This is a genomic window from Anaerohalosphaera lusitana (genome assembly GCF_002007645.1).
Lineage (GTDB): Bacteria > Planctomycetota > Phycisphaerae > Sedimentisphaerales > Anaerohalosphaeraceae > Anaerohalosphaera > Anaerohalosphaera lusitana.
This window is the reverse complement of record NZ_CP019791.1, coordinates 930,172-951,049: the sequence shown is the minus strand read 5'-3', so window position 1 is coordinate 951,049 and position 20,878 is coordinate 930,172. Positions and strand designations below refer to the sequence as shown.

The 20,878-nt window shown below is 53.2% G+C and carries 17 protein-coding genes and 1 pseudogene; 10 read left to right on the top strand and 8 right to left on the bottom strand.

Annotated elements, in window-relative coordinates; translation table 11 throughout:
* Positions 1-184: 184 nt before the first annotated feature.
* The 4 genes from STSP2_RS04080 to speB all read left to right on the top strand — a co-directional run bounded on the left by STSP2_RS04080 (position 185) and on the right by speB (position 4,091).
* Complete coding sequence (locus tag STSP2_RS04080; protein WP_146660095.1) at positions 185-997, top strand: sigma-70 family RNA polymerase sigma factor; 813 nt, start codon at positions 185-187, stop codon at positions 995-997.
* A gap of 163 nt (positions 998-1,160) precedes the next feature.
* A complete protein-coding gene (locus STSP2_RS04075; RefSeq protein WP_146660093.1) occupies positions 1,161-1,673 on the top strand; it encodes an adenine phosphoribosyltransferase in 513 nt (170 codons plus the stop codon).
* A gap of 49 nt (positions 1,674-1,722) precedes the next feature.
* Entirely contained in the window at positions 1,723-2,820 is a 1,098-nt protein-coding gene (gene aroB / locus STSP2_RS04070; protein ID WP_169852972.1) for a 3-dehydroquinate synthase, read from the top strand.
* Positions 2,821-3,236: 416 nt separating this feature from the next.
* Complete coding sequence (speB, locus tag STSP2_RS04065) at positions 3,237-4,091, top strand: agmatinase (RefSeq protein WP_146660089.1); 855 nt, start codon at positions 3,237-3,239, stop codon at positions 4,089-4,091.
* A 22-nt stretch (positions 4,092-4,113) separates the two neighbouring features.
* Here the strand turns inward: speB and STSP2_RS04060 are convergent, their stop codons facing one another.
* The 3 genes from STSP2_RS04060 to STSP2_RS17280 form a co-directional block, all read right to left on the bottom strand.
* Positions 4,114-4,293: a hypothetical protein gene (locus tag STSP2_RS04060; RefSeq protein ID WP_146660088.1), complete on the bottom strand. Its 180-nt coding sequence runs from the start codon at positions 4,291-4,293 to the stop codon at positions 4,114-4,116.
* Between the two features lie 21 nt (positions 4,294-4,314).
* A complete protein-coding gene (locus tag STSP2_RS04055; protein ID WP_169852971.1) occupies positions 4,315-5,685 on the bottom strand; it encodes an SEL1-like repeat protein in 1,371 nt (456 codons plus the stop codon).
* A 76-nt stretch (positions 5,686-5,761) separates the two neighbouring features.
* Positions 5,762-5,920 (bottom strand): hypothetical protein, encoded by a 159-nt coding sequence (locus STSP2_RS17280; RefSeq protein ID WP_169852970.1) that lies wholly within the window; start codon positions 5,918-5,920, stop codon positions 5,762-5,764.
* 70 nt (positions 5,921-5,990) lie between these two features.
* Here STSP2_RS17280 and STSP2_RS04050 point away from each other — a divergent pair.
* The 3 genes and pseudogenes from STSP2_RS04050 to STSP2_RS18005 all read left to right on the top strand — a co-directional run.
* A pseudogene (locus STSP2_RS04050) lies at positions 5,991-6,983 on the top strand (CIA30 family protein); the annotation flags it as partial.
* A 481-nt stretch (positions 6,984-7,464) separates the two neighbouring features.
* Positions 7,465-7,959, top strand: a complete 495-nt coding sequence (locus STSP2_RS04045; protein WP_146659256.1) for a helix-turn-helix domain-containing protein — start codon at positions 7,465-7,467, stop codon at positions 7,957-7,959.
* A gap of 11 nt (positions 7,960-7,970) precedes the next feature.
* Entirely contained in the window at positions 7,971-8,504 is a 534-nt protein-coding gene (locus STSP2_RS18005) for a transposase (protein WP_169852969.1), read from the top strand.
* An 86-nt stretch (positions 8,505-8,590) separates the two neighbouring features.
* On the opposite strand, the gene mraY is transcribed toward STSP2_RS18005, so the two are convergent.
* Genes mraY through STSP2_RS04025 form a run of 3 tightly spaced genes read right to left on the bottom strand, consistent with a single transcriptional unit; the run spans position 8,591 to position 13,197 of the window.
* Positions 8,591-9,733, bottom strand: a complete 1,143-nt coding sequence (gene mraY, locus STSP2_RS04035) for a phospho-N-acetylmuramoyl-pentapeptide-transferase (protein ID WP_205847994.1) — start codon at positions 9,731-9,733, stop codon at positions 8,591-8,593.
* A 39-nt stretch (positions 9,734-9,772) separates the two neighbouring features.
* Positions 9,773-11,743 carry a UDP-N-acetylmuramoyl-tripeptide--D-alanyl-D-alanine ligase gene (locus STSP2_RS04030; RefSeq protein WP_146660082.1) on the bottom strand — a complete coding sequence of 657 codons (1,971 nt, stop codon included), beginning with the start codon at positions 11,741-11,743 and terminating at the stop codon, positions 9,773-9,775.
* A 2-nt stretch (positions 11,744-11,745) separates the two neighbouring features.
* Positions 11,746-13,197 (bottom strand): sulfatase, encoded by a 1,452-nt coding sequence (locus STSP2_RS04025; RefSeq protein WP_146663996.1) that lies wholly within the window; start codon positions 13,195-13,197, stop codon positions 11,746-11,748.
* A gap of 544 nt (positions 13,198-13,741) precedes the next feature.
* Here STSP2_RS04025 and STSP2_RS04020 point away from each other — a divergent pair.
* Positions 13,742-15,520 carry a GLUG motif-containing protein gene (locus STSP2_RS04020; protein WP_146660080.1) on the top strand — a complete coding sequence of 593 codons (1,779 nt, stop codon included), beginning with the start codon at positions 13,742-13,744 and terminating at the stop codon, positions 15,518-15,520.
* A gap of 179 nt (positions 15,521-15,699) precedes the next feature.
* On the opposite strand, the gene STSP2_RS04015 is transcribed toward STSP2_RS04020, so the two are convergent.
* Together STSP2_RS04015 and STSP2_RS04010 are read right to left on the bottom strand one after the other, a co-directional pair.
* Positions 15,700-17,121, bottom strand: a complete 1,422-nt coding sequence (locus STSP2_RS04015) for a UDP-N-acetylmuramoyl-L-alanyl-D-glutamate--2,6-diaminopimelate ligase (RefSeq protein WP_146660078.1) — start codon at positions 17,119-17,121, stop codon at positions 15,700-15,702.
* A 279-nt stretch (positions 17,122-17,400) separates the two neighbouring features.
* Positions 17,401-17,745 carry a hypothetical protein gene (locus tag STSP2_RS04010; protein WP_146660076.1) on the bottom strand — a complete coding sequence of 115 codons (345 nt, stop codon included), beginning with the start codon at positions 17,743-17,745 and terminating at the stop codon, positions 17,401-17,403.
* A 157-nt stretch (positions 17,746-17,902) separates the two neighbouring features.
* Here STSP2_RS04010 and STSP2_RS04005 point away from each other — a divergent pair, with 157 nt between their 5' ends.
* Both STSP2_RS04005 and STSP2_RS04000 read left to right on the top strand, forming a co-directional pair.
* The gene (locus tag STSP2_RS04005; protein ID WP_146660074.1) at positions 17,903-19,360 is read left to right on the top strand and encodes a transglutaminase-like domain-containing protein; all 1,458 of its coding nucleotides are present in this window, start codon (positions 17,903-17,905) and stop codon (positions 19,358-19,360) included.
* A gap of 24 nt (positions 19,361-19,384) precedes the next feature.
* The gene (locus STSP2_RS04000) at positions 19,385-20,869 is read left to right on the top strand and encodes a transglutaminase-like domain-containing protein (protein ID WP_146660072.1); all 1,485 of its coding nucleotides are present in this window, start codon (positions 19,385-19,387) and stop codon (positions 20,867-20,869) included.
* Positions 20,870-20,878: the final 9 nt, after the last annotated feature.

Genomic DNA, 20,878 nt, shown 5'->3' with positions numbered 1-20,878 from the left:
CCGTCCCATAAAAGCGTTGCGATACTTGCTTTCTGACGTAATCGCAGGAAAATTGAATACCGTACAACACGGATACGCCGGAAGTTGCTGACGAATTCCGGACACTGATGAAAAGGCAATCTTGTTTTTAGCCGGTCGCGGCCGGGCCCACAATACGCCCCAAAGCACCAGGCGGGAGTTTTATATGGCATTTGACGTCACACTAAAGGACTATCTCAAAGAAATAGACGAATCGCCGCTGCTAACATGGGAGGACGAAAAAGAGCTCGCCAGACGCATACACGAAGAAGACGACCCGCTCGCAAGAGAACGCATGGTCTGCAGCAATCTCCGCCTCGTCGTCAACATCGCAAAACGCTTCAACGGTCGCGGCCTCACACTCGGCGACCTCATCGAAGAAGGCAATATCGGACTTTTACGGGCCGTCGACTCGTTCGATCCCGAGCACGGCGTTCGCTTCAGCACATACGCTGCCTGGTGGATCAAGCAGGGCATAAAACGCTCCCTGCTCATGAACGCCCAGCCCATACATATCCCCACATACATGGTCGAACTAGTCAACCAGTACCGCCAGGTCTCCGACAAACTAAAGGACGAACTGGGCCGACCCGCCAGCCTCAAGGAAATGGCCGAAGAAATGGGCCTGCCCCAGAAAAAGGCCAAAGCCGTCCGCGATGTGGTAGACATGGTCGACGCAGGCTTCCAGGGCGACGCCGCCAGCGAAGAAAACTCAGGCCTTGACGAAACACTCAAAGACGATAAAATCACAGTGCCCGACGAGATCCTCGGAAGCGACGAGGAACTCGCAAAGGCAGTCGACATGCTCAGCGAGATCGACGAACGCGAGGCCAGGATACTGACCCTCCGTTTCGGCATCGGCGGCCAGGAACCGCTAACGCTCAAAGAGATCGGCAAGGTGCTCGGCCTGACACGCGAACGCGTACGCCAGATTCAGGCCAGCGGCCTCGCAAAGCTCAACGAGCTGATGTCGCAGTAAAAAGCGGATCAATCCGGAGAGCTGCTCGACAACTGTCACCGCGGATGCCTTCCACATCCGTCCGTTCGTAAGCTCGCCCACAGCGACAACACGAAAAAGGACGGCATGCGGAACCAGTCGCGGTTACTAAAACGGTTTTCGGTTTTCTTTTCCAGGCGGTTCAATGGATCTAAAGCAATACATTCGAGACATAAAAGACTTCCCCGTCCAGGGCATTCTCTTTCGTGACATCACCCCCCTGCTCGGCGACAAGGACGCCATGTCCTACGCCATCGACGCCATCGCCGAACCCTACAAAAACAAGAACGTCGACTACGTCGCAGCCATCGAGGCACGCGGCTTCATCTTCGGCGCCGCAATAGCCCGCGAGATCGGCGCAGGCTTTATACCCATCCGCAAACCCGGCAAACTCCCCTGCCGCAGCGAAGCGATGACCTACGACCTCGAATACGGCAGCAACACCATCGAGGTCCACGCCGACGCCGTCAAACCCGGCAGCCGCGTCCTCATGTTCGACGACCTGCTCGCGACCGGCGGCACGATGAAAGCCGCATGCTCACTCATGGAACGTCTCGGCGCTGAAATAGTCGCCACCGCCTTCCTCGTCGAACTCACCGACCTGCCGGGCCGACTCATGCTTCAGAAATACCCCATCTATTCCGTGATCTCGTACTAACCCGCCGCGGCCCGACAGCTAACCCAATCGCCAAATCCGAGGTAAAACCGTGACCCAGATCAAAGTAAACATCCCCGCAAAACCCGCCCAGGCCTACACCATCACCATCGGCTCCGGACAACTCGCCGACCTCTGGCCCGAACTCACCGAACGATACGCCGGCAAATCCATGTTCATCGTCACCGACGCAAACCTCGTCAAAGCCGGCCATCTGGAAAAACTCACCGGCACCAACGAAGTCCAAAGCTGCGTCATCGACCCGCCCGGCGAAAAATCAAAACACATACAAACCGTCGTCAACATCATCGAGGCGATGGAAAAAGAATTCATGGGCCGCGACTCCGTCATCGTCGCACTCGGCGGCGGAACCGTCGGCGACATCGCGGGCTTCGCAGCCGCCATCTTCAAACGCGGCGTCGACGTCGTACAGATCCCCACTACCACCGTCGCACAGGCCGACAGCAGCGTAGGCGGCAAAACCGGCGTCGACTCCACACTCAGCAAAAACGCCTTCGGCGCCTTCTGGCAGCCCACCGAAGTCTGCATCGACGTCGAGACGCTCAAAACCCTCGACGACCGCGAATACCTCGCGGGCCTGGCAGAATCCATCAAGCACGGCCTGATCGCGGACGCCGACTACTTCGAATTCCTCGAACAGCACATCACAGAGCTCCGCGCAAAAGACACCGCCACCCTCGAACAGATCGCCGAACGCAACTGCCGCATCAAGGCCGCCGTCGTCGAAGAGGACCCCACCGAGAAAAACAAACGCCGCATCCTCAACTACGGCCACACCATCGGCCACGCCGTCGAATCTGCAAGCAACTACGAACTTCTCCACGGCGAATGCGTCGGCATAGGCATGGTCGGCGCCGCAATGATCGAAGCGAAAATGGGCATCGGCGACAAGGGCCGCGTCGCAAAGATAGAATACATCCTCACCCGCCTCGGCCTGCCCGTAAGCATCCCCGCCGAACTCGACAAAGACCAACTGATCGACATAATCCGCCGAGACAAAAAAGCCGTCGCAGGCTGGCCAAAATTCGTACTCCTCGACCAGATCGGCACCGCCCTGTGCAAAAACAACCAGTGGGCCCACGACGTCCCCCCCGAAATAGTAGAACAGACCCTGACAGAAATGTATTGACCAGACGGACACACAACGTGCAAAATGTCATCCGCCTCCGGCGGACCAAGCGTAAAATAGCCGTCGCGAAGCGACTCCACAATTGCCGCCGCCGAACCCGCCTAAAAACAAAAAAACCTTCGTGTCCGCCGCGCGACCCGCACCAACAAGACATATGCCACCCCAAACTTGATTTGGGATCCAGAGAACGCAACGAGCCCGCATGCACGATCACAACAGCCTCACTCCGCGCGTCCACAATAACGATCATGGCGCAAAAACGCGAGCGGCGACCCAGCCGCGAGTCCCCACGTAACGCCTTGCGCACCGCATACAACTACGCCGCCACATTTCTCACGATCACACTTGCATAAACACCAAAAGTTTTGCATTATTTCTATGTATAACCATACATCAAAACAGGAAAGGATACCGGCATGACTGACCGTAAGCAGTTCGGCGACTGGCACGACAACAACAGCGAGCCAAACGGCTCATCGATCGTCCTCATCCCCGTCCCCTACGACGAGACCAGCACCTGGCAAAAGGGTGCAGACAAGGGCCCCGCTGCCATCATCGACGCCGCCTACCAGCTCGAACGCTACGATATCGAAACCGATTCCGAAGTCTACAAACGCGGCATCTGGACCGACAACCCCATCCAATGCGATCCCGATCCCTTCCGCATGGTCCAGCAGGTCCGCGACCGAACCGCCTTCTGGCTCGCCGACAACAAACACACCGTCGTCATCGGCGGCGAACACTCCGTCTCCGTCGGCGCCATCCAGGCCCACGCAGAAAAATACGAAAACCTCAGCGTCCTCCAACTCGACGCCCACGCCGACCTCCGCGACGAATACGAAGGCTCAAAACACAACCACGCCTGCGTAATGGCCCGCGCCTCCGAGATCGCCCCCTGCGTCCAGGTCGGCATTCGTTCCATGGACGCCTCCGAAAAACAGCTCATGGACCCCGACCGCGTCTTCTTCGCCGAAGAAATATACAACCGCCGCGAATGGGCCAACGACGCCGTCGACATACTCACCGACCAGGTCTACATAACCATCGACCTCGACGTCTTCGACTCCTCCATCATGCCCTCCACCGGCACCCCCGAGCCCGGCGGAATGACCTGGTACGAGGTCCTCCGATTCCTGCGAAAAGTCGCCGAAACAAAAAACATCGTAGGCTTCGACATAGCAGAACTCTGCCCCAACCCCCAAAACAAGGCCCCCAACTACCTGGCCGCCAAACTGATCTACAAAACCCTAAGCTACCAGTTCGAACTGTAACATCCGCTCAGGCTCACAAACACTATTCCTCATCCGGCGGCCAAAACGCATCCCCGATCAGCACCACCCCCGGATACACAAGCAAAGTAGCCAGCAGACCTGTGTAAAGAACCTGACCGTCTCCAAGGCTAAGCCATATCCACGCCAGTACGCCAAACCATACCAACATCACCCCTCGCCTGAACTTATCCGGTCTCCGCATGTCCAACTCCAACAGAATTTATTATCGCTCGTAATCCCTATACCATTGCTCTGCTAAATTCATCGCTTCCTTGATCTCATCTTCGCTCATGGTCTTTTCGAGCAATTCCTTTTGTTTTCTGGCATCGTCGAGAATAGAAGCATCTCGGCCAGATAGCACACACCACTTATAAGCCTTAACCCGACCAACTGACACTCCCAGCCCTTTACTGTATAAATAACTCAAGCGAAGCTGAGCAATTGGGTAACCTCGCTCAGACGCTTTGCAATACCACTCAAAAGCTTTCGAATAATCCTGCTCAACACCCTCACCATGCTCATACAGATAGCCCATATCGGATTGCGCCTGAATATACCCATGTTCCGCTGCCCGCTCGCACCACTCAGCCGCTTTTTCTTTACTCTGCTCAACTCCACGACCCGCATCATACATTGAAGCTAACTCATACATTGCTCCGCTATGTACTTGCTCAGCCGCCCGCCGATACCACTTGAATGCCTGCTCGTACTGACGCCGCCAGTCACATATTTTCGCCAGCCTAAGTTGAGCCTTTAAGTGCCCTTGTTCAGCGGCCTTCTCAAGCAGTTCATCTTCCTTACATTGGTCCGCCTTGACACCCCTCCCTGCCCCATACATAACTGCTAATTCGTACTGTGCATCAGCAAATCCTCGTTCAGCAGCTTTGGAATACCATTCGGCTGCTCTAGTCTCATCTTCAGGTACACCGTAACCACTATAGAGCATATTGCCTAAATCTAGTTGAGCGTAGATATCTCCATGTTCAGCAGCTTTTCTGAGAGCAGGCAACGCTTTAGAAAACCATTTCGTGGATTTAATGTCATCCTGTTGAACACCTTCACCATACAGATACATATAACCTAGGGCGTATTGAGCCGTATAATTACCAACCTTTGCAGCTCTAGAAAACCAGTCATAAGCCTTCCTATTATCAACTGCCGTACCATTCCCATGATAATACATATTGCCAAAAAGGTATTGCGCTTCTGCGTCACCTTGATTTGCAGGTTCCTCTATGCCAGCGAAAGCCTTTTTAAAATATTCCTGAGCTTTATCCAAGTCTCTAACAGTCCCTCTCCCGTACTTATACATAACAGCCAGCTTGTATAAGGCTTTAGGATTCCCCCTCGCAACCGATCGTTCGAACCATTTCTTAGCCAGCCCATTATCCAGCCGAACACCAGCACCATCATGATACATCCTGCCCAGCTCATACTGCGCATCGGCATTGCCACCATCTGCCATTTCTTCCAATTGGGCAAGCGATTCGGAACTTCCATCTCTGGCAGCTTCCGCGATCTCTTTTGCCGTCTGCTCTCCAGCAAAAAGATATGAAGTAGAAATGAGTGTCAGTATGATAATTACTTTACGCATGGCGATCTCCTGAATAAACCACCGCCACAATAGCATTATCCCGCATACAATGCAAGCAAAACTGACTCCCCTTTAGCTACTGCCCCGCACGCCCTACCGCAGCTTCAGCGTCGCCAGAGCGATCGTCGCGAAGAAAATCGCCAGCAGCCAGAACCGCGAAACCACCTGCGGCTCGGACCAGCCCTTCAGATGAATTGATGATGAATCGGCAAATGAGGATTAGGCTGAACACCAAAATTCCGACACCGTATAAGTAAAAACACAGCCAACAATAATGCAAATTTTAAACAGCTTCTTGGAAGGACATGACAATGAGACATCTTAGAACAAACGCAGTAATTTTGCTAATAACATTGTTCTCCTTATCCACGGGGATCGCCGCTGAGTCATCACAAAAGACCTTGTTCGACTTTACAGGTGAATCAGCAGAATCAAAATGGCTTTCGGTTAACGACACAGTTATGGGTGGAATATCCGAAGGCCGAGCTCGTGTAAGTGAAGACAATACACTGGTATTCTCCGGGAATTTGTCGCTTGAAAATCAAGGCGGATTTGCATCCATTCGATCAAAGCCAACTGACCTTAACCTTGAAGCATATGAAGCTTTTGCACTTCGTGTTAGAGGTGATGGAAGACCATATTACTTCGACATCCGGCCGTCTTCCCGCAATTCGGCCACATCATATCGTGCAACCCTCAAAACTCAAAAAGACACATGGAAGGAAGTCCGCTTCCCGATCGATTCATTTGAGTATACTACTTTTGGTCGACGGGTTTCCGGAGTTGCACCCCCCAAAGCTGGTGACATTCAAAGTGTTGGATTTACATTGTCTGATAAAAAAGCAGGTCCCTTCCGTTTGGAAGTTGCCTCAATCAGAGCCATCAAAACTGATGCGGCAGCAAAGAATGATAAAGATATTGTTGAAACCGCTGTAGCTGCAGGCCAGTTCGAGACACTCGTAGCCGCTCTCAAGGCCGCTGGTCTGGTAGAAACACTCAAGGGCGATGGACCGTTTACAGTCTTCGCACCTACCGACAAGGCGTTTGCAAAGTTACCGAAGGGCACTGTTGACGAGTTATTAAAAGAGGAAAACCGTGACAAGCTGACCGCGATACTAACCTATCACGTGTTGCCCTCAAAGATATTATTGGCTTCTCAGGATTCAGAAACTATCCAGGGGCAAACGCTAGCAATCAAAACGAGTGGATCATTCACAGTAAATAATGCCAAAGTAATCACCCCTGACATTCCTGCATCCAATGGTGTGATTCATGTGATCGACAGTGTATTGCTCCCTGCGACCGGGAAAAAAACACCCCGGCAAGATGCAAAATCTGTCATCGAACTTGCCATAAGTAGAGGAGTACCTGTGTTTAATGCAGGCCAGTTTTCTGCATGCGCTGCAATTTACGAAGTTACGGTTGAATCTTTGCTGAAATCCAATGAGAACGGTCTCAGAGAAGCAGAGCGAGAAACATTACGGAACGCTCTTCGTGAAACCCGTGAAGAAGAGAGCCCCCGAGAAAAAGCTTGGATTCTCAGAAGAGCTCTCGATTCGGTATATAGATCGCTTAATGCGGATTGAGTCTTATAACTTAGGCTGACCAATTTAAACAGGACAGCAGTTGTTGATTCAGGTGGTCTGCTAACTAGTGCCGTTTCAAAAATATAATTTTAACTTTTCCATGATTTAAGACTTGCGCCATGCATAATCTGGTATTATATAGAATGACACGAAGAAATAATTTCACGCTTACAAGCAGAGAAAGGGATTTCTTATGTGTCTGTACGCCAGAGACCTCAGTACCAGTGAAGGCCAGCAAATTCAGCGGATACTCCGCAGCAGCAAAAGCCGAATCAAGATTCGTCGCGGCCAAGTCATTCTTGCCTCTAACCAGGGCTATAAAGTTCCTGCTATCGCCGAGCTGGTTCACTATTCGCCGCACCATGTCAGGGCCATCATCAAAGACTTTAACCAACGCGGCCTTAAGGCGTTGGAGCCCAAGCCCCGGCCGGGAAGACCGCCGGAGTTTACCGAGGACGACAAGGCCATTATTGCCGAGACTGCAAAATGTCCGCCCGATCTTCTGGACTGCCCTTTTAAGCGGTGGTCCCTGGAAAAACTGCGTGAATATCTTGTCCAGGAAAAGATCGTTCCTACGATCAGCATTGAAACACTCAGGACCATCCTGCGTGAAAAGAAGGTCAAGCTCCGGCGGACAAAGACGTGGAAAGAGTGCAACGACCCCAATCTCAAGTCTAAAAAAAACTAATTCGCAGATATGTGAACCAGCCGGCCTCAAACGGGCCGACCATATCATTCGACGAGTTCGGACCGCTGGAGATTCGTCCTCAGCCAGGCCGGAATTACTGTCATACCGACCATCCCAAGAGGCTGCCTGCGACCTATACCCGCAAACACGGCGTTCAGCACTGGCTGGCGTTTTACGATGTCCATCAGAAAAAGCTCTGGGGATATGTTCGGCCACGCAAGCGGCATCAGGAGTTCTTGGAAGTTTTGAAACTGACCAGGAAAAAGTATCCTGCGAACCAGCGGATCCATCTGATACTGGACAATTTCTCGCCGCACCGCAAGGACAAGGTTCTGCGGTACTGTCGCGAGAACAATATTCATCTGATCTGGACGCCGACCAACGCATCATGGCTAAATCCTATCGAATGTCAGTTTACCCATGTTAAGGAATTCGTCATACGCGGAACTAATTATCAAAACCACAATGAGCTTAAAATCGCTCTGAATAGATACGTAGCATATCGCAATAAAAAAAATCAGCAAAAGTTAAACTTAGATAATTGAAACGGCACTAGATCATCCGGACAATCGAATGATTCATAAACAATGGAAGCAAAACTGACTCCCCTTTAGCGACTGCCCCGCACGCCCTACCGCAGCTTCAGCGTTGCCAGTGCGATCGTCGCGAAGAAAATCGCCAGCAGCCAGAACCGCGAAACCACCTGCGGCTCGGACCAGCCCTTGAGATGAAAGTGATGGTGTATCGGCGCACACCGGAAAATGCGTTTGCCCCCCGAATACTTGTAATACCCCACCTGCATAATGACCGAAAGCATCTCCATCACGAACACACCCCCGATCAGCAGCAGCAATATCTCGTGCCTGGCAACCACCGCTCCGTACCCCATAGCCGCACCCAAAGGCAGCGAACCGATATCCCCCATAAAAACCTGCGCCGGATGCGAATTGTACCACAAAAACCCCAATATCGCCCCCATGATCGACGCGTAAAAAATGCATAGCTCACCCGCCTGCGGAATGTGCGGCAGCAATAGATACGACGCCCACGTCTGCGACTCCCCGTGAGGCGACATCGACTCCGACGACACATAGCACAGAATGATCAGCGTCGCCGAAACTATCCCGATACACCCCGGCGCCAGCCCGTCCATCCCGTCCGTCAGGTTCACCGCATTCGAAGTCGCCGAAATATACAGCACCGCAATAATCGCGAACGCCCACCCCGCTAGCGGTATCCCGTGCTTGTAAAAAGGCAGCCACAGCATCCGCGCGTCCGGCACATTCGCAAAATCCGCATACAGAAAATGAGCGATCAGCACCGCCCCGCCGAACTGGAACACCAGCTTCTCCCAGGCCTTCAGCCCGTCCCGCGAACGGTTCTTTATCTTGCTCGTCAGCTTCAGCCAGTCATCCACCGCCCCGATCGCCCCGAACCATATAACGATAAATATCGCCTTGTGAATGAACGGATTGTCCAGCTTCGCCCACAGAAAAGTCGAAACCATCATCGCCAGCAGAATGATCAGCCCGCCCATCGTCGGCGTATTCGCCCGCTCCTTCATCAGATCGTTCAGGTCGGTATGATTGAACTCCGGATGATCGCCGATCTTCTTCTTCATCAGCCACCGGATGATCTTCGGCCCCGTGATCAGCGCGATCGTAGCCGACGTTATCGCCGCCAGTATCGCCCGGAACATGACCTCTTCATAGGCATAAAAGCCAAGCGTACCGGTAAAGAACTCTCTGAATGTGTGTAAAAAGTGATATATCAATTTAACTTTGCAAAGCTATTCTGAATCCATTTATGTCGCTCACCCGAAAAGGCCCACCAGCTCGTCGATTGCCCTTTCGAGCCCCGCCGCCCGCGAACCTTTCACGAGTATTATATCGTCAGGCCGAACGATTTGTTGCAGATTATTACAAAGTACCTCAACGTCCGGGAAAATCCGCGTTTTCAGCCCGTTTTCCGATGCCCGAGCCGCCGCTTCAACCGTCACATCCGCATGCGCCCCCACCCCGACCAGCAGATCCAGCTCCGCCGCACCGATCGTCCCACCGAGCTCGGCATGCAGCCGGTCCGCATCCGCCCCAAGCTCAGCCATGTGCCCGCAGATAAACACCGCGCGTCCGTCATGCCCCCGCACCAGGTGCCCCAGCGTCTCAACCGCGTTCCGCATCGACGCCGGATTCGCATTGTAACAGTCGTTGATTATAGTAACCCGCCCCGCGTATTGCAAATCCAGCCGCATCTCCGGCGACTCCAGCCCCGGCATCGCCTTGGCGAACTCATCCGCCGTCACCCCGAACTGCCGCGCAACTGCATACGCCGCCAGCGCATTATACAGATTCGCCTCCCCTGCCAACGGCACCGATATCACCATATCATCAACCACCAGCTCCCCCGCCAGTCCCGTCGTCTTCACCTCGCTCGCCCGAACATCAGCACTCGCCCCCGTCCCGAATCCCACGTACGACAGCCCCGCCTCATCGCAATAACTCACCAGCACCGCACAATCAACATTGATAAGCAGCTTCCCGCCGTCCCTCAGCCCCGCCCGGATCGACGTCTTCTCCTGCGCGATATTCTCGACCGTCCCGAACCCCTCCAGGTGCGCCTCGCCCACATTGTTCACCACCGCCGCGTCAGGCCCAGCCACCCGAGACAAATACTCGATCTCCCCCGGACTGTTCGTCCCAAGCTCGCACACGATTATCTCGTCGTCCTCATCCGCCCCCAGCAGCGTCAAAGGCAGCCCGATATGATTGTTGAACGATTTCTTCGCCTGATGACACCGGAAATGCTGCGACAGAACGTGCCCCAGAATATGCCGTACCGTCGTCTTGCCCGCCGACCCCGTGATCGCCACCACCTTCGCCCCCAACTGCTCACGATACCACCGCGCCAGATCACCCAGCGCCCGCACCGTGTCCTCCACAACCACGCACGGCACCCCGCACCCGCTCACGCACGCGCCATCCTCCACCACGACACACGCCGCACCCTTCTCAACCGCCGCCGAAACATACGCATGCCCGTCAAAATTCTCCCCCCGAATCGCAAAAAAACACTCCCCAGCACCAAGCGTCCGAGTATCCGTACTAACGCCAATAATTTCACGATCGCGCAGATTGTCATCCCGGACTTGATCCGGGATCCAGCATGAATCAGCATCGCGAAGCGACTCCTTATCCCTTACTGAATCCGCACCAACCGCACCCCAGCCCCCATTGTCATTGCGAGGAGCGCAGCGACGTGGCAATCTCAAACCCGACGACCCCGAATGCCCGTCCTCCTTTAAACCGCTATCCTTGTCACCCCCGCCCCCAACACCATCACCACGCCCCCCAATATCATCCCTGCCTCCTGCTGTCACCCCGGACTTGATCCGGGGCCCAGAGAACAAATCGCCGCCGCATGCACTCCCTGCAACAGCATCACCACCTGCCCCGCAATTCGGCTCTCTATTGCCCTTCTCCTTTTCCCCCTCCGCACTATCCCCCTTTTTGCCATCGGCCTCAGGCGGACCCAGCATAGAACAACCATCCACACCCTTGTCATCCGCCTCAGGCGGACCCAGCATAGAAAAGCTGTCGCGAAGCGACTCCTTATCTTTTCCTAGTATGTCATCCCCTTCGCCCCTTCCTGACTCCCCCTGCCTGTCATCGCGAGGAGCCGAAGGCGACGTGGCGATCCCAAGCCCCCCGGCAGCCGAATGCTCGTCAAAACCAGTACGAACCGCACCAACAGCCCCCGCCAATTCTCGTATTGTGATCGCTTTCATATCTACTTATCGCTCAAAATCCGTAAATGCTCGTGAACTTTTCCGCTCAGCCTCTTTACAAGTTCGGCATTTTCCGGCTTTTCGGCTATGTTAATGTTCTCCTCCGGGTCATTTTTATGGTCGAACAGCATCCGTCCCGTCGTCTCGCCGCCCTTGACCCACTCCGTATACAGGTACCTATCCGTCTTCATCGCCACCGCATCGCCCCACCGAGCGAACACAGCATCATGAATCCGCACATCAGTATCCTTCATCACACCCGCCAGGCTCTTTCCGTCCAAATGGTCCGGCACCGCAACCCCCGCCAGCTCACACAGCGTCGGATAAACATCCACAAACTCCGCCAGCGAATCCGTCGCCCCCGCCTCACCCCGCGGATCACGCACGATCAGCGGCGACTGCAGCGCATTGTTCAGCGTGTTGTGCTTGCCCCAGAAATCATGCTCACCCAGGTGCCATCCATGATCTCCCCAAAGCACCACGATCGTATTGTCCGCGATCCCCAGCCGATCCAGCTCATCCAGCAGCTTGCCGATCTGCGCATCGACATAGCTCACACACGCATAATAAGCATGCCGCGTCCGCCGATGGAACTCATACGAATTGAACCCCTCCCGCACCTCGGAATACTGAAATATCTCACCCGAGTTCCGCACCTGCTTAGGCAGATTCTTCGGCCGGAACCGATTATCCGCCAGCTCTATCTCCTCCGCATCGTACATATCCCAGTACTTCTTCGGCGCGTTCAAAGGCAGATGAGGCCGCCAGAACCCGCACGCCAAAAAGAAAGGCTCATCCGCACTTGCAAGCTCCCGCATATCCCTGACCGCCTTCTCAGCCAGTTTCCCGTCCTGGTACGCGTCATCCTCCACATCCGCACACTCATAATAAGGCCCCCGCCCCTTCGACGGATTGATATGCTCACCCGACTCTTCGTCCTGCCAAAGCCCGTTCTTGTTATACTTCGCCCAGTTTCCCCCGTGATAAATAGGCACCGACCGCCACGGCTCACGCGACCAGTCCTCTTCCCGGTCATGCATATGGTGAAATATCTTGCCGTTGGAAACAGCCGTATACCCGTTCCGCTTGAAATATGCGGGCAACGAAGTAAACTCCCGTTTGATCCCCGCCGTCTTCCACGCCCCCGACCCAACGCGCAGCCCCGTCATCAGACTCACCCGCGATGGCCCGCACACCGGCACATTGCAGTACGCCCGCCTGAACAGCGTACCCGTATCCGCCAACCGATCGATATTCGGCGACTTGATATGCCCCTGCCCGTAACACCCCAGCTCGGGCCGAAGATCGTCCACCGCAATAAACAACACATTCGGCTTACCCTTCTTGCCCGAAGACCCACCAACCGCCCCCAAAACAGGCGACAAACCCAGACAAACCGCCCCAAGCCCCAAACCCTTAAGAAACTCCCGACGACCAACAACCCAATCACACATAACTCGCTCCAAAAAACAAAGATAAACCCCACCAAAACATCTTAGCGAAACATGAACTATTTTGCAAGCAGACCTTAGGTTGCTCTGAAACTGCTAAAGCTCACCAGAATCAACAGTCTCCCCATCTCCTTGTAGTGCATCATGGACATAATTGAATAATTGTTAGCTCTCACTGGAATAATTGTACCATTTCACTTGCAGAAGCTAAGAGTAATCTAGATATAGATTTTTTTATTGGCTAACCGTAGTGGACTTTTCAGTTTTATCGATGGATCAAGCATAAATACATCTCACCATATGATTCGGAAATGTCAGTACAAAAGAGCAAAATCATAGTTGAAATTTCATTTAGATTTCGTAGCATTGTACTTACAAAGGTCAGTGGGAGGATTTCTCATGGTGGAATCTATGGAGAATTGTTGCTACTAAAAAGGGACATTACTGCTAGACCAACGCCATTTAAGGGGTAGCTTCTGTGCACCTGAATATCTTCACTGAACTGGCATTATATAAATAAATTAACTTTTTTGGGAAGGAGAGAGAGATGGGAAATAAGCAAACATTCATCATCACCATTTTAGCAATTGTGTCTAGCTGTGTCTTAGCTATTGATGGAGACATGGGAGAAGCATCTTATGGCATAGAGAACAAACCTGATGGCTCCGAACAATACCCGTATCTGATTGAAGATTTTGAAGACTTCCAAGAGTTTTGCGGAGATACACGTTACTGGCGCGCCGAAGTCCAGACCCGTCTCGAATGTGATTTGGACCTCGACCCAAATTTACCGGGAAGGATTATTTATACTCATGCCCCAATTGCACCCGATACAGACAGTTCTAACAATGGTTTTCAGGGCACAGAGTATCAGGGCATATTTGACGGCGCCGATCATACCATAAGCAAGTTATCTATTAACGGTGCAGACATTTGCGGCCTGTTTGGCTTAATAAGTTCACCAGCATCTGTTAAAAATTTAAATATAACTAACGTTTCAATTATAGGGCAGAACTATGTCGGAGTATTGGCTGGAAGTATTTCTAACTGTGAATTATTAGACAATTCGTCGTCGGGAACTGTTAATGGAAACGAACAAGTGGGCGGATTAATCGGTCGTAATTATAACGCTGAAATAAAAAGCTGTTCTTCTATTTGTACCGTTAATAACTCAGCTTCATATATTGGGGGACTTGTCGGTCTCAACGATGGAACAATTCACAATTGTTCTTCAGAAGGAACGGTAGACGGCGTGGAATTTGTGGGTGGCTTGGTCGGCGCAAATGCGAACTATGCCACTATAACCAACGGGTGTTCAACGAGCGATGTAAATGCCAGTGGACCATACTCAGGCGGGCTACTTGGGTATAACAGCTATGGAGGAACTGTGTCGGACAGTTCATCTTTTGGCGAAGTATACGGAGCTACTTATACAGGTGGTCTCATAGGTTACAGTTACTACGGAGATATCGAATCCTCTTATTCAGAAAGCCTGGTCACCGCCTCTGGCAATTATTCAGGAGGTCTGCTTGGTTATAAACATTACGGCACCATATCAGGATGCTATACGACAGGATTAACTAACGGAATCGAATATGTCGGTGGCCTGCTTGGATACGCAAATGGAGGAAATGTTCTGGATAGTTATTCCACGGGCTCTGTCAACGCAACCAATCGACACATTGGAGGATTACTAGGTTATAATAGCGATTATGCCATAATAAAAACTTGCTATTCTTCCAGCAACGTTGAAACCACCAGCGACGGAGCTGGTGGGCTAGTGGGTTTTAACAGCGGATATATTGAACGCAGCTTTTCGGTTGGATCAGTTATAGGGAGTCATTATATTGGGGGCCTGGTAGGGGACAATCTTAAGGGCAATATTTATTCCAGTTATTCAACAGCTTCAGTTATGGGCATTGGTAGCCGTATTGGTGGATTGGTTGGGGACAACAACGAAGGCAATGTATCCGGCTGTTATTCTACTGGTCCAGTCTCAGCGGAGACTACAAGTCACGATGTCGGGGGCCTCGTAGGATGGAACTTTGAGGGTAATGTCATCAATAGTTTTTGGAATATTGAAACATCCAATATGACTACCAGTGCAGGCGGTACAGGGGCAAAAGGTATTTCAACTGAACAAATGAAAACAATTGATACTTTTGTAAATGCCGGGTGGGATTTGGTTTCAGTTTGGAATATCGAGGAAGCGCAAACATATCCTCTTTTACGCAAATATCTAGCAGTAGACACAAACTATGACGATACCGTTAATCTGACCGATCTATCTATTCTTGCTGAATACTGGCTCGAAGGGATGGAGTAGCCAAAGAGAAGAATAAAAATCAGCAGGAAACCAACCCTTTCTAAATTCGATAGTCCCATAAAGGAGGTCCAACCTAGTACAATGATCGTTCTCTGCTGTCGATTTTGTGCCGAAGTCGGCTTAGTTAGAAACGAGCACATGACATAAGTCAACCCGTACCACTTCATCTCGGACTTTTCCTACCCCATAACCGCCGCGGCCACTTCACGATCATCAAAATCGATCCGCTCTGTTCCCAGCACCTGGTACGTCTCATGCCCCTTGCCCGCGATCAGCACCACATCCCCCGCCTTGGCGTTCTTCACCGCCAGCTCGATCGCCTTCTTGCGGTCCTGCTCGACCGTCACCTTATCCGCATCCGCAAACCCCGCCAAAATATCATCGATGATCTGCCCCGGATCCTCCGTCCGCGGATTGTCCGACGTCACATAGATACTGTCCGCCTTCTCCTCCGCGACCTTCGCCATCCGCGCCCGCTTCGTCTTGTCCCGATCCCCGCCCGCGCCGAACACGACAGTCAGCTCCCCCTCGCATATCGGCCGCAGCGTCGCCAGCACATTCGCCAGCGCATCGTCCGTATGAGCGTAATCCACCAGCACCTTGAAAGGCTTGTCCGACTCCACCGGATCGAGCCTGCCCGGTATCCTCTCCAGCCGCTCGATACCGCGTGCGACCGTATTCAGATCGAACCCAGCCGCAATACACAGCCCCGCCGCCGCGAGCTGATTAGCCACGTTATGCTTGCCCAGCAGCTTCGTCCTGATCGGCTGCGAATGTCCGTTGAAGTGCAGCCCGTACGTCGTCCCGTCCGCGTCCATCTTGTGAATGCTCGCGATAATATCCGCATGCCTGTCGATGCCGTACCACAGCACCCGCGCCTTCGTCTCAGCCGCGATCTTCCTCGCATGCGGCGAACCCGCGTTCAGCACAGCCACAGCATGCATCGGCAGATTCCTGAAAAGCTTCGTCTTCGCCGCCAGGTACTCTTCCTCGCTCTCGTGATAGTCCAGATGATCACCCGACAGATTCGTAAACGCAGCCGCAGTAAACTTCAGCCCCGCCAGCCTCTCCTGATCCAGCGCATGACTCGACGCCTCTATCGCCATGAACCTCGCATTATTCTCAACCATCTCATTCGTAAGCCGAGCGATCTGCAGCGAGTCCGGCGTCGTCAGCGATGCCGATTCCTCCCGAGCCGTCGTATCATACTGCACCGTCCCGATCATCCCGCACTTGTGAGGCGTGCAGGATATGATCGAACGCACGATATAAGCAACCGTCGTCTTGCCGTTCGTCCCCGTAACCGCCAGGCTCGTCATCCGCGACGCAGGGTTGCCGTACCGCGCCTGCGCCAGCTCACCCAGTGCCTTCGCGCTGTCGTCGACCATCACAACCGGCACACCGTTCGTCGAGGGCTCGCGCTGGGCAACCACGTAACCCGCGCCCTTCTCTATCGCCTGCCCGATGTACTCGTGCCCGTCAACATTACTGCCCGCCACAGCCACAAAAACATCACCTTCCGTAACCTGTCTCGAATCCGAGCAGACGCCTATCTTATCCTGTGATTCCTGGACCAACGTCAGCAACTGGGTAAAAGTCATATTTTATATACCTTGATTTGTGCCATATTTTCAACTAGATCGAGTGCAGAAACACCGCGAGAAACCCTGGTCAGAATTATCGGAAGGCACCACGCACTCTACACCCTGTATTTCGTGTGTGGAGCATTTTAACTAAAGAAAAAATTATTGCAAGAAGTCAGAACCCACACCGAAACTATTTTTGTGAACCCGAACACAAAAATCCCCCCGAAGTCGGGTCACGCAGGCAGTTCCCGCACAAATCCGACCGCCAACTCCAGCACCCATAAGCCCTTAACCCTACTCCGCCCCTTCCCCCGCCTTCGCCCTCAGCGAAGCATTCTGCACCTTCAGCCGCAATACCTCACCCTCCAGCTCGTCGACCCGCTCCTCCAGCCTCTCGATCTCCGCCTCACGCTCCGCCAACTCACCGCTGAACCTCTCCACCTCCGCCGTCAGTGACTTGTTCGTCTCGGTAAGCGCCTCGTTCGAATTGATCAGCGTCCGATTCTGCCCCGTGATCCAGATCCCCCCTGCCCCCGCAAGCAGCAGCGTCGCCGCAAAAAGCAGCGCAAAAACCCGCGCAACCCTATCCCACGGCAGCTCCCCCCTGCCAAACACATCTCTCACAGCATTTTCACCCATAAACACCTCACAAAAACCACCAAAACAGTTATTGTACTGTTTTCACATCTTAAAGGCTATTAAATTTTGTATCCCAAAGCTTTTATCTGGAAAATGCAAACCAAAAAAGATACAATCACACGCAATTAACACTCATTCTTACAAAAAGGCTGCTAAAATGACCAGACAGATAATTCTCGCAATTCTGACCTTTATTGTCATATCTCCCCTCCTCCCCGCCGCAGAAAATACGCCCGCCGGCAGTGAAAAGCAGACCCACTACTACAAACTTCTATTCGACGGCCATAAAGTCGGTCACATGGTTAAAACCAGGCACATATCCGACGGCAAGATTACCAACACAACTGAAACCAACTATATCATGACGCGACTGGGAACCGATACAAAGGTAATCGAAAAAGAAAAGATTGTCGAAACCCTCACAGGCAAGCCGATAGCATTCGAATACGAACAGTCTTCCGGCGGCGATGTACGCAGGAACATAGGCACGGTAGACAATGGCGTCATGAACATCAAAACCATATCGACGAGCCGCACGACCACCCGCCGGATCCCCCTCCCCGAAGACACGGTCATGGACGAAGGGCTTTTTCTACACATCAAAAACAACGGCCTGACCAGAGGCGATACATTCACTGTCCACATGTTCGAACCCCTCTTTCAAGACGCGGTGCCCATGAAAGTTCGCGTCGGAGAAGAGCAGGAAATTGAAGCTGAAGGCAAAAACCTGCGGGCAACACGGATCGACACTCTCATGAAATGCTCCACAGCCGCCATGCCGTACACAGCCTACTACGCAAACGAAGACTTCAAGCTCATCAGAGACGTCTCCCCCCAGATGGGCATGAAAATGGAAACGGCGATATGCACCAGGGGTGAGGCTCTCAGTGAGAACGAAAAATACGATATTATCGAACGCGTCTTGATACCAAGTCCGACCTGGCTCAAGGACCTCTCCAGAAAGACAACCGCAAAATACGTCATAAAACCGCTCACCGACCGCAAACTGCACTTCCACGCAGGCCCCCGCCAAAGCGTAATGCGAAAAGCTGACGGCACCACAATAATCGAAGTATCCAAAGCCGAAATGACCGGCGGAACCTTTCCATACGATGGCGACGACTCCGACCTGCTCGACGCACTTAAAGCCAGCACGTATATCCAGAAAGATGATGAAAAGATCAAAGAACTTGCAAACAAAGCCGTCACCGACTGTGAAACCGCCGCCCAGGCCGTAAAAGAGATCGAACGCTTTGTCTACAGCTATGTATCCGAGAATGACCTGTCCATCGGCTACGCCTCAGCCGCCGAAGTCGCCAGAACCGGACTGGGCGACTGCACCGAACACGCACTGCTCGCAACAGGCATGTGCCGTGCTGCCGGAATACCCGCACGCGTCGTCATGGGCATCGTCTACATGCAAAAAGCATTCTGGCTACATGCATGGTGCGAAGCATACGTCAACGGCCAATGGGTAGGCCTGGATCCCACTCACCCGACCGGCTGGAACATAGGTCATGTCGCATTTGGAAAAGGCGATGGAGACCCCGCCGACTACATGGGCATGTACAGATCCATAGGCTATTTCAAAATTCAGAGCATCGAAACCGAATAAAACCAGACACACGAAAGGAAAAATATGTTCAAAAAGACAATCACCTTCTTCCTGCTCCTCGCGATATGCTCAACCCCGATGCTCGCGGCCCAGTCCGAAACCGCCCCCGCCGATGAAGAAAAAATTTACTTCGCCGTCCTCGTCGACGGCAACAAGATCGGCCACGCCGCTATGACCCGCCTCCAGCAGGACGACCGCGTCACCCACACCACCCAAATGTCAATGACCATGAACCGAATGGGAACCGACGTCGGCATATCCATGTCCATCAAAACCGTCGAAACATCCGACGGCAAACCCCTCAGCTTCGAATCCAGCATGAACGCCGGCGGCTTCGGACAGCAAACCACCGGCCGCGTAAACGAAGACGGCAACTTCGTCGCCGAAATAACCTCCATGGGCCGAACCGAAGAAAAGATCATCCCCCTACCCGAAGATGCCCTCATGGACGAAGGCATAGCCCTCTACGTCAAGCAGCACGACTTTGAAGAAGGCGACACCTTCACCGTCAAGTATTTCGACCCCTCCATGCTCCAGGTCGTACCCATGCACAATAAGCTCGGCCCCATCGAACAGATCGACCTCTTCGGCAAGGTCATCGACGCCCGCAAAATATACAGCACCATCCAGGCTCCCACCGGCAGCATCACCACCGAAAACCACGTCGTAGGCGATGACATGATGCCCGTAAAAGTCGTCACCGCCATGATGGGCATGAAGCTCGAACTCATCTCCTGCACAAAAGAATTCGCACTCAGCCCAAACGACACCCTCGACTTCATGAACAAAATGCTCATCAAGAGCCCAACCCGCCTCACCAACCTCGGCGACAAAACCCGCGCTGTCTACACGATCGAATCCCTCAAAAAAGGCGACCTCTGGATCCCCGCGGGCCCAGGCCAAAGCGTCATGCAAAAAGCAAACGGAAGCCTCATCGTCGAAGTCACCAAAGCAACCCCCGCCGGCGGAACCTTCCCCTACACCGGCGATGACGAAACGCTTCTCGCCGCCCTCGAGTCCAGCCGATACGTCCAGTCCGAAGACGAAACCATAAAACAGCTCGCACAGCAGGCCACGAAGGACTGCGAAACCACCGCCCAGGCCGTCAAAAAGATCGAACGATTCGTCCACGGCTACATCACCGCAAAGGACCTCTCCGTAGGCTACGCATCCGCCGCCGAAGTCGCACAAAGCAAACAGGGCGACTGCACCGAACACGCCGTCCTCACCACCGCAATGTGCCGCGCCGTCGGAATCCCCTCACGCGTCGTCACCGGCCTGCTCTACGTCGACGGCCTCTTCGGCTCCGAACAGGTCTTCGGCGGACACGCATGGTCCGAAGCATACGTCAACGGCCAATGGGTCGGACTCGACGCCACCAGAAAAGCTTCCCGAGGCTGCTCCGTCGGCCGAATAATCCTCGGCAGAGGCGACGGCGAACCAGGCGACTTCCTCAACATCCAGAACACCCTCGGTTACTTCCGCATAACCGCCGCCCAGCTCGAATAAAAACACCCG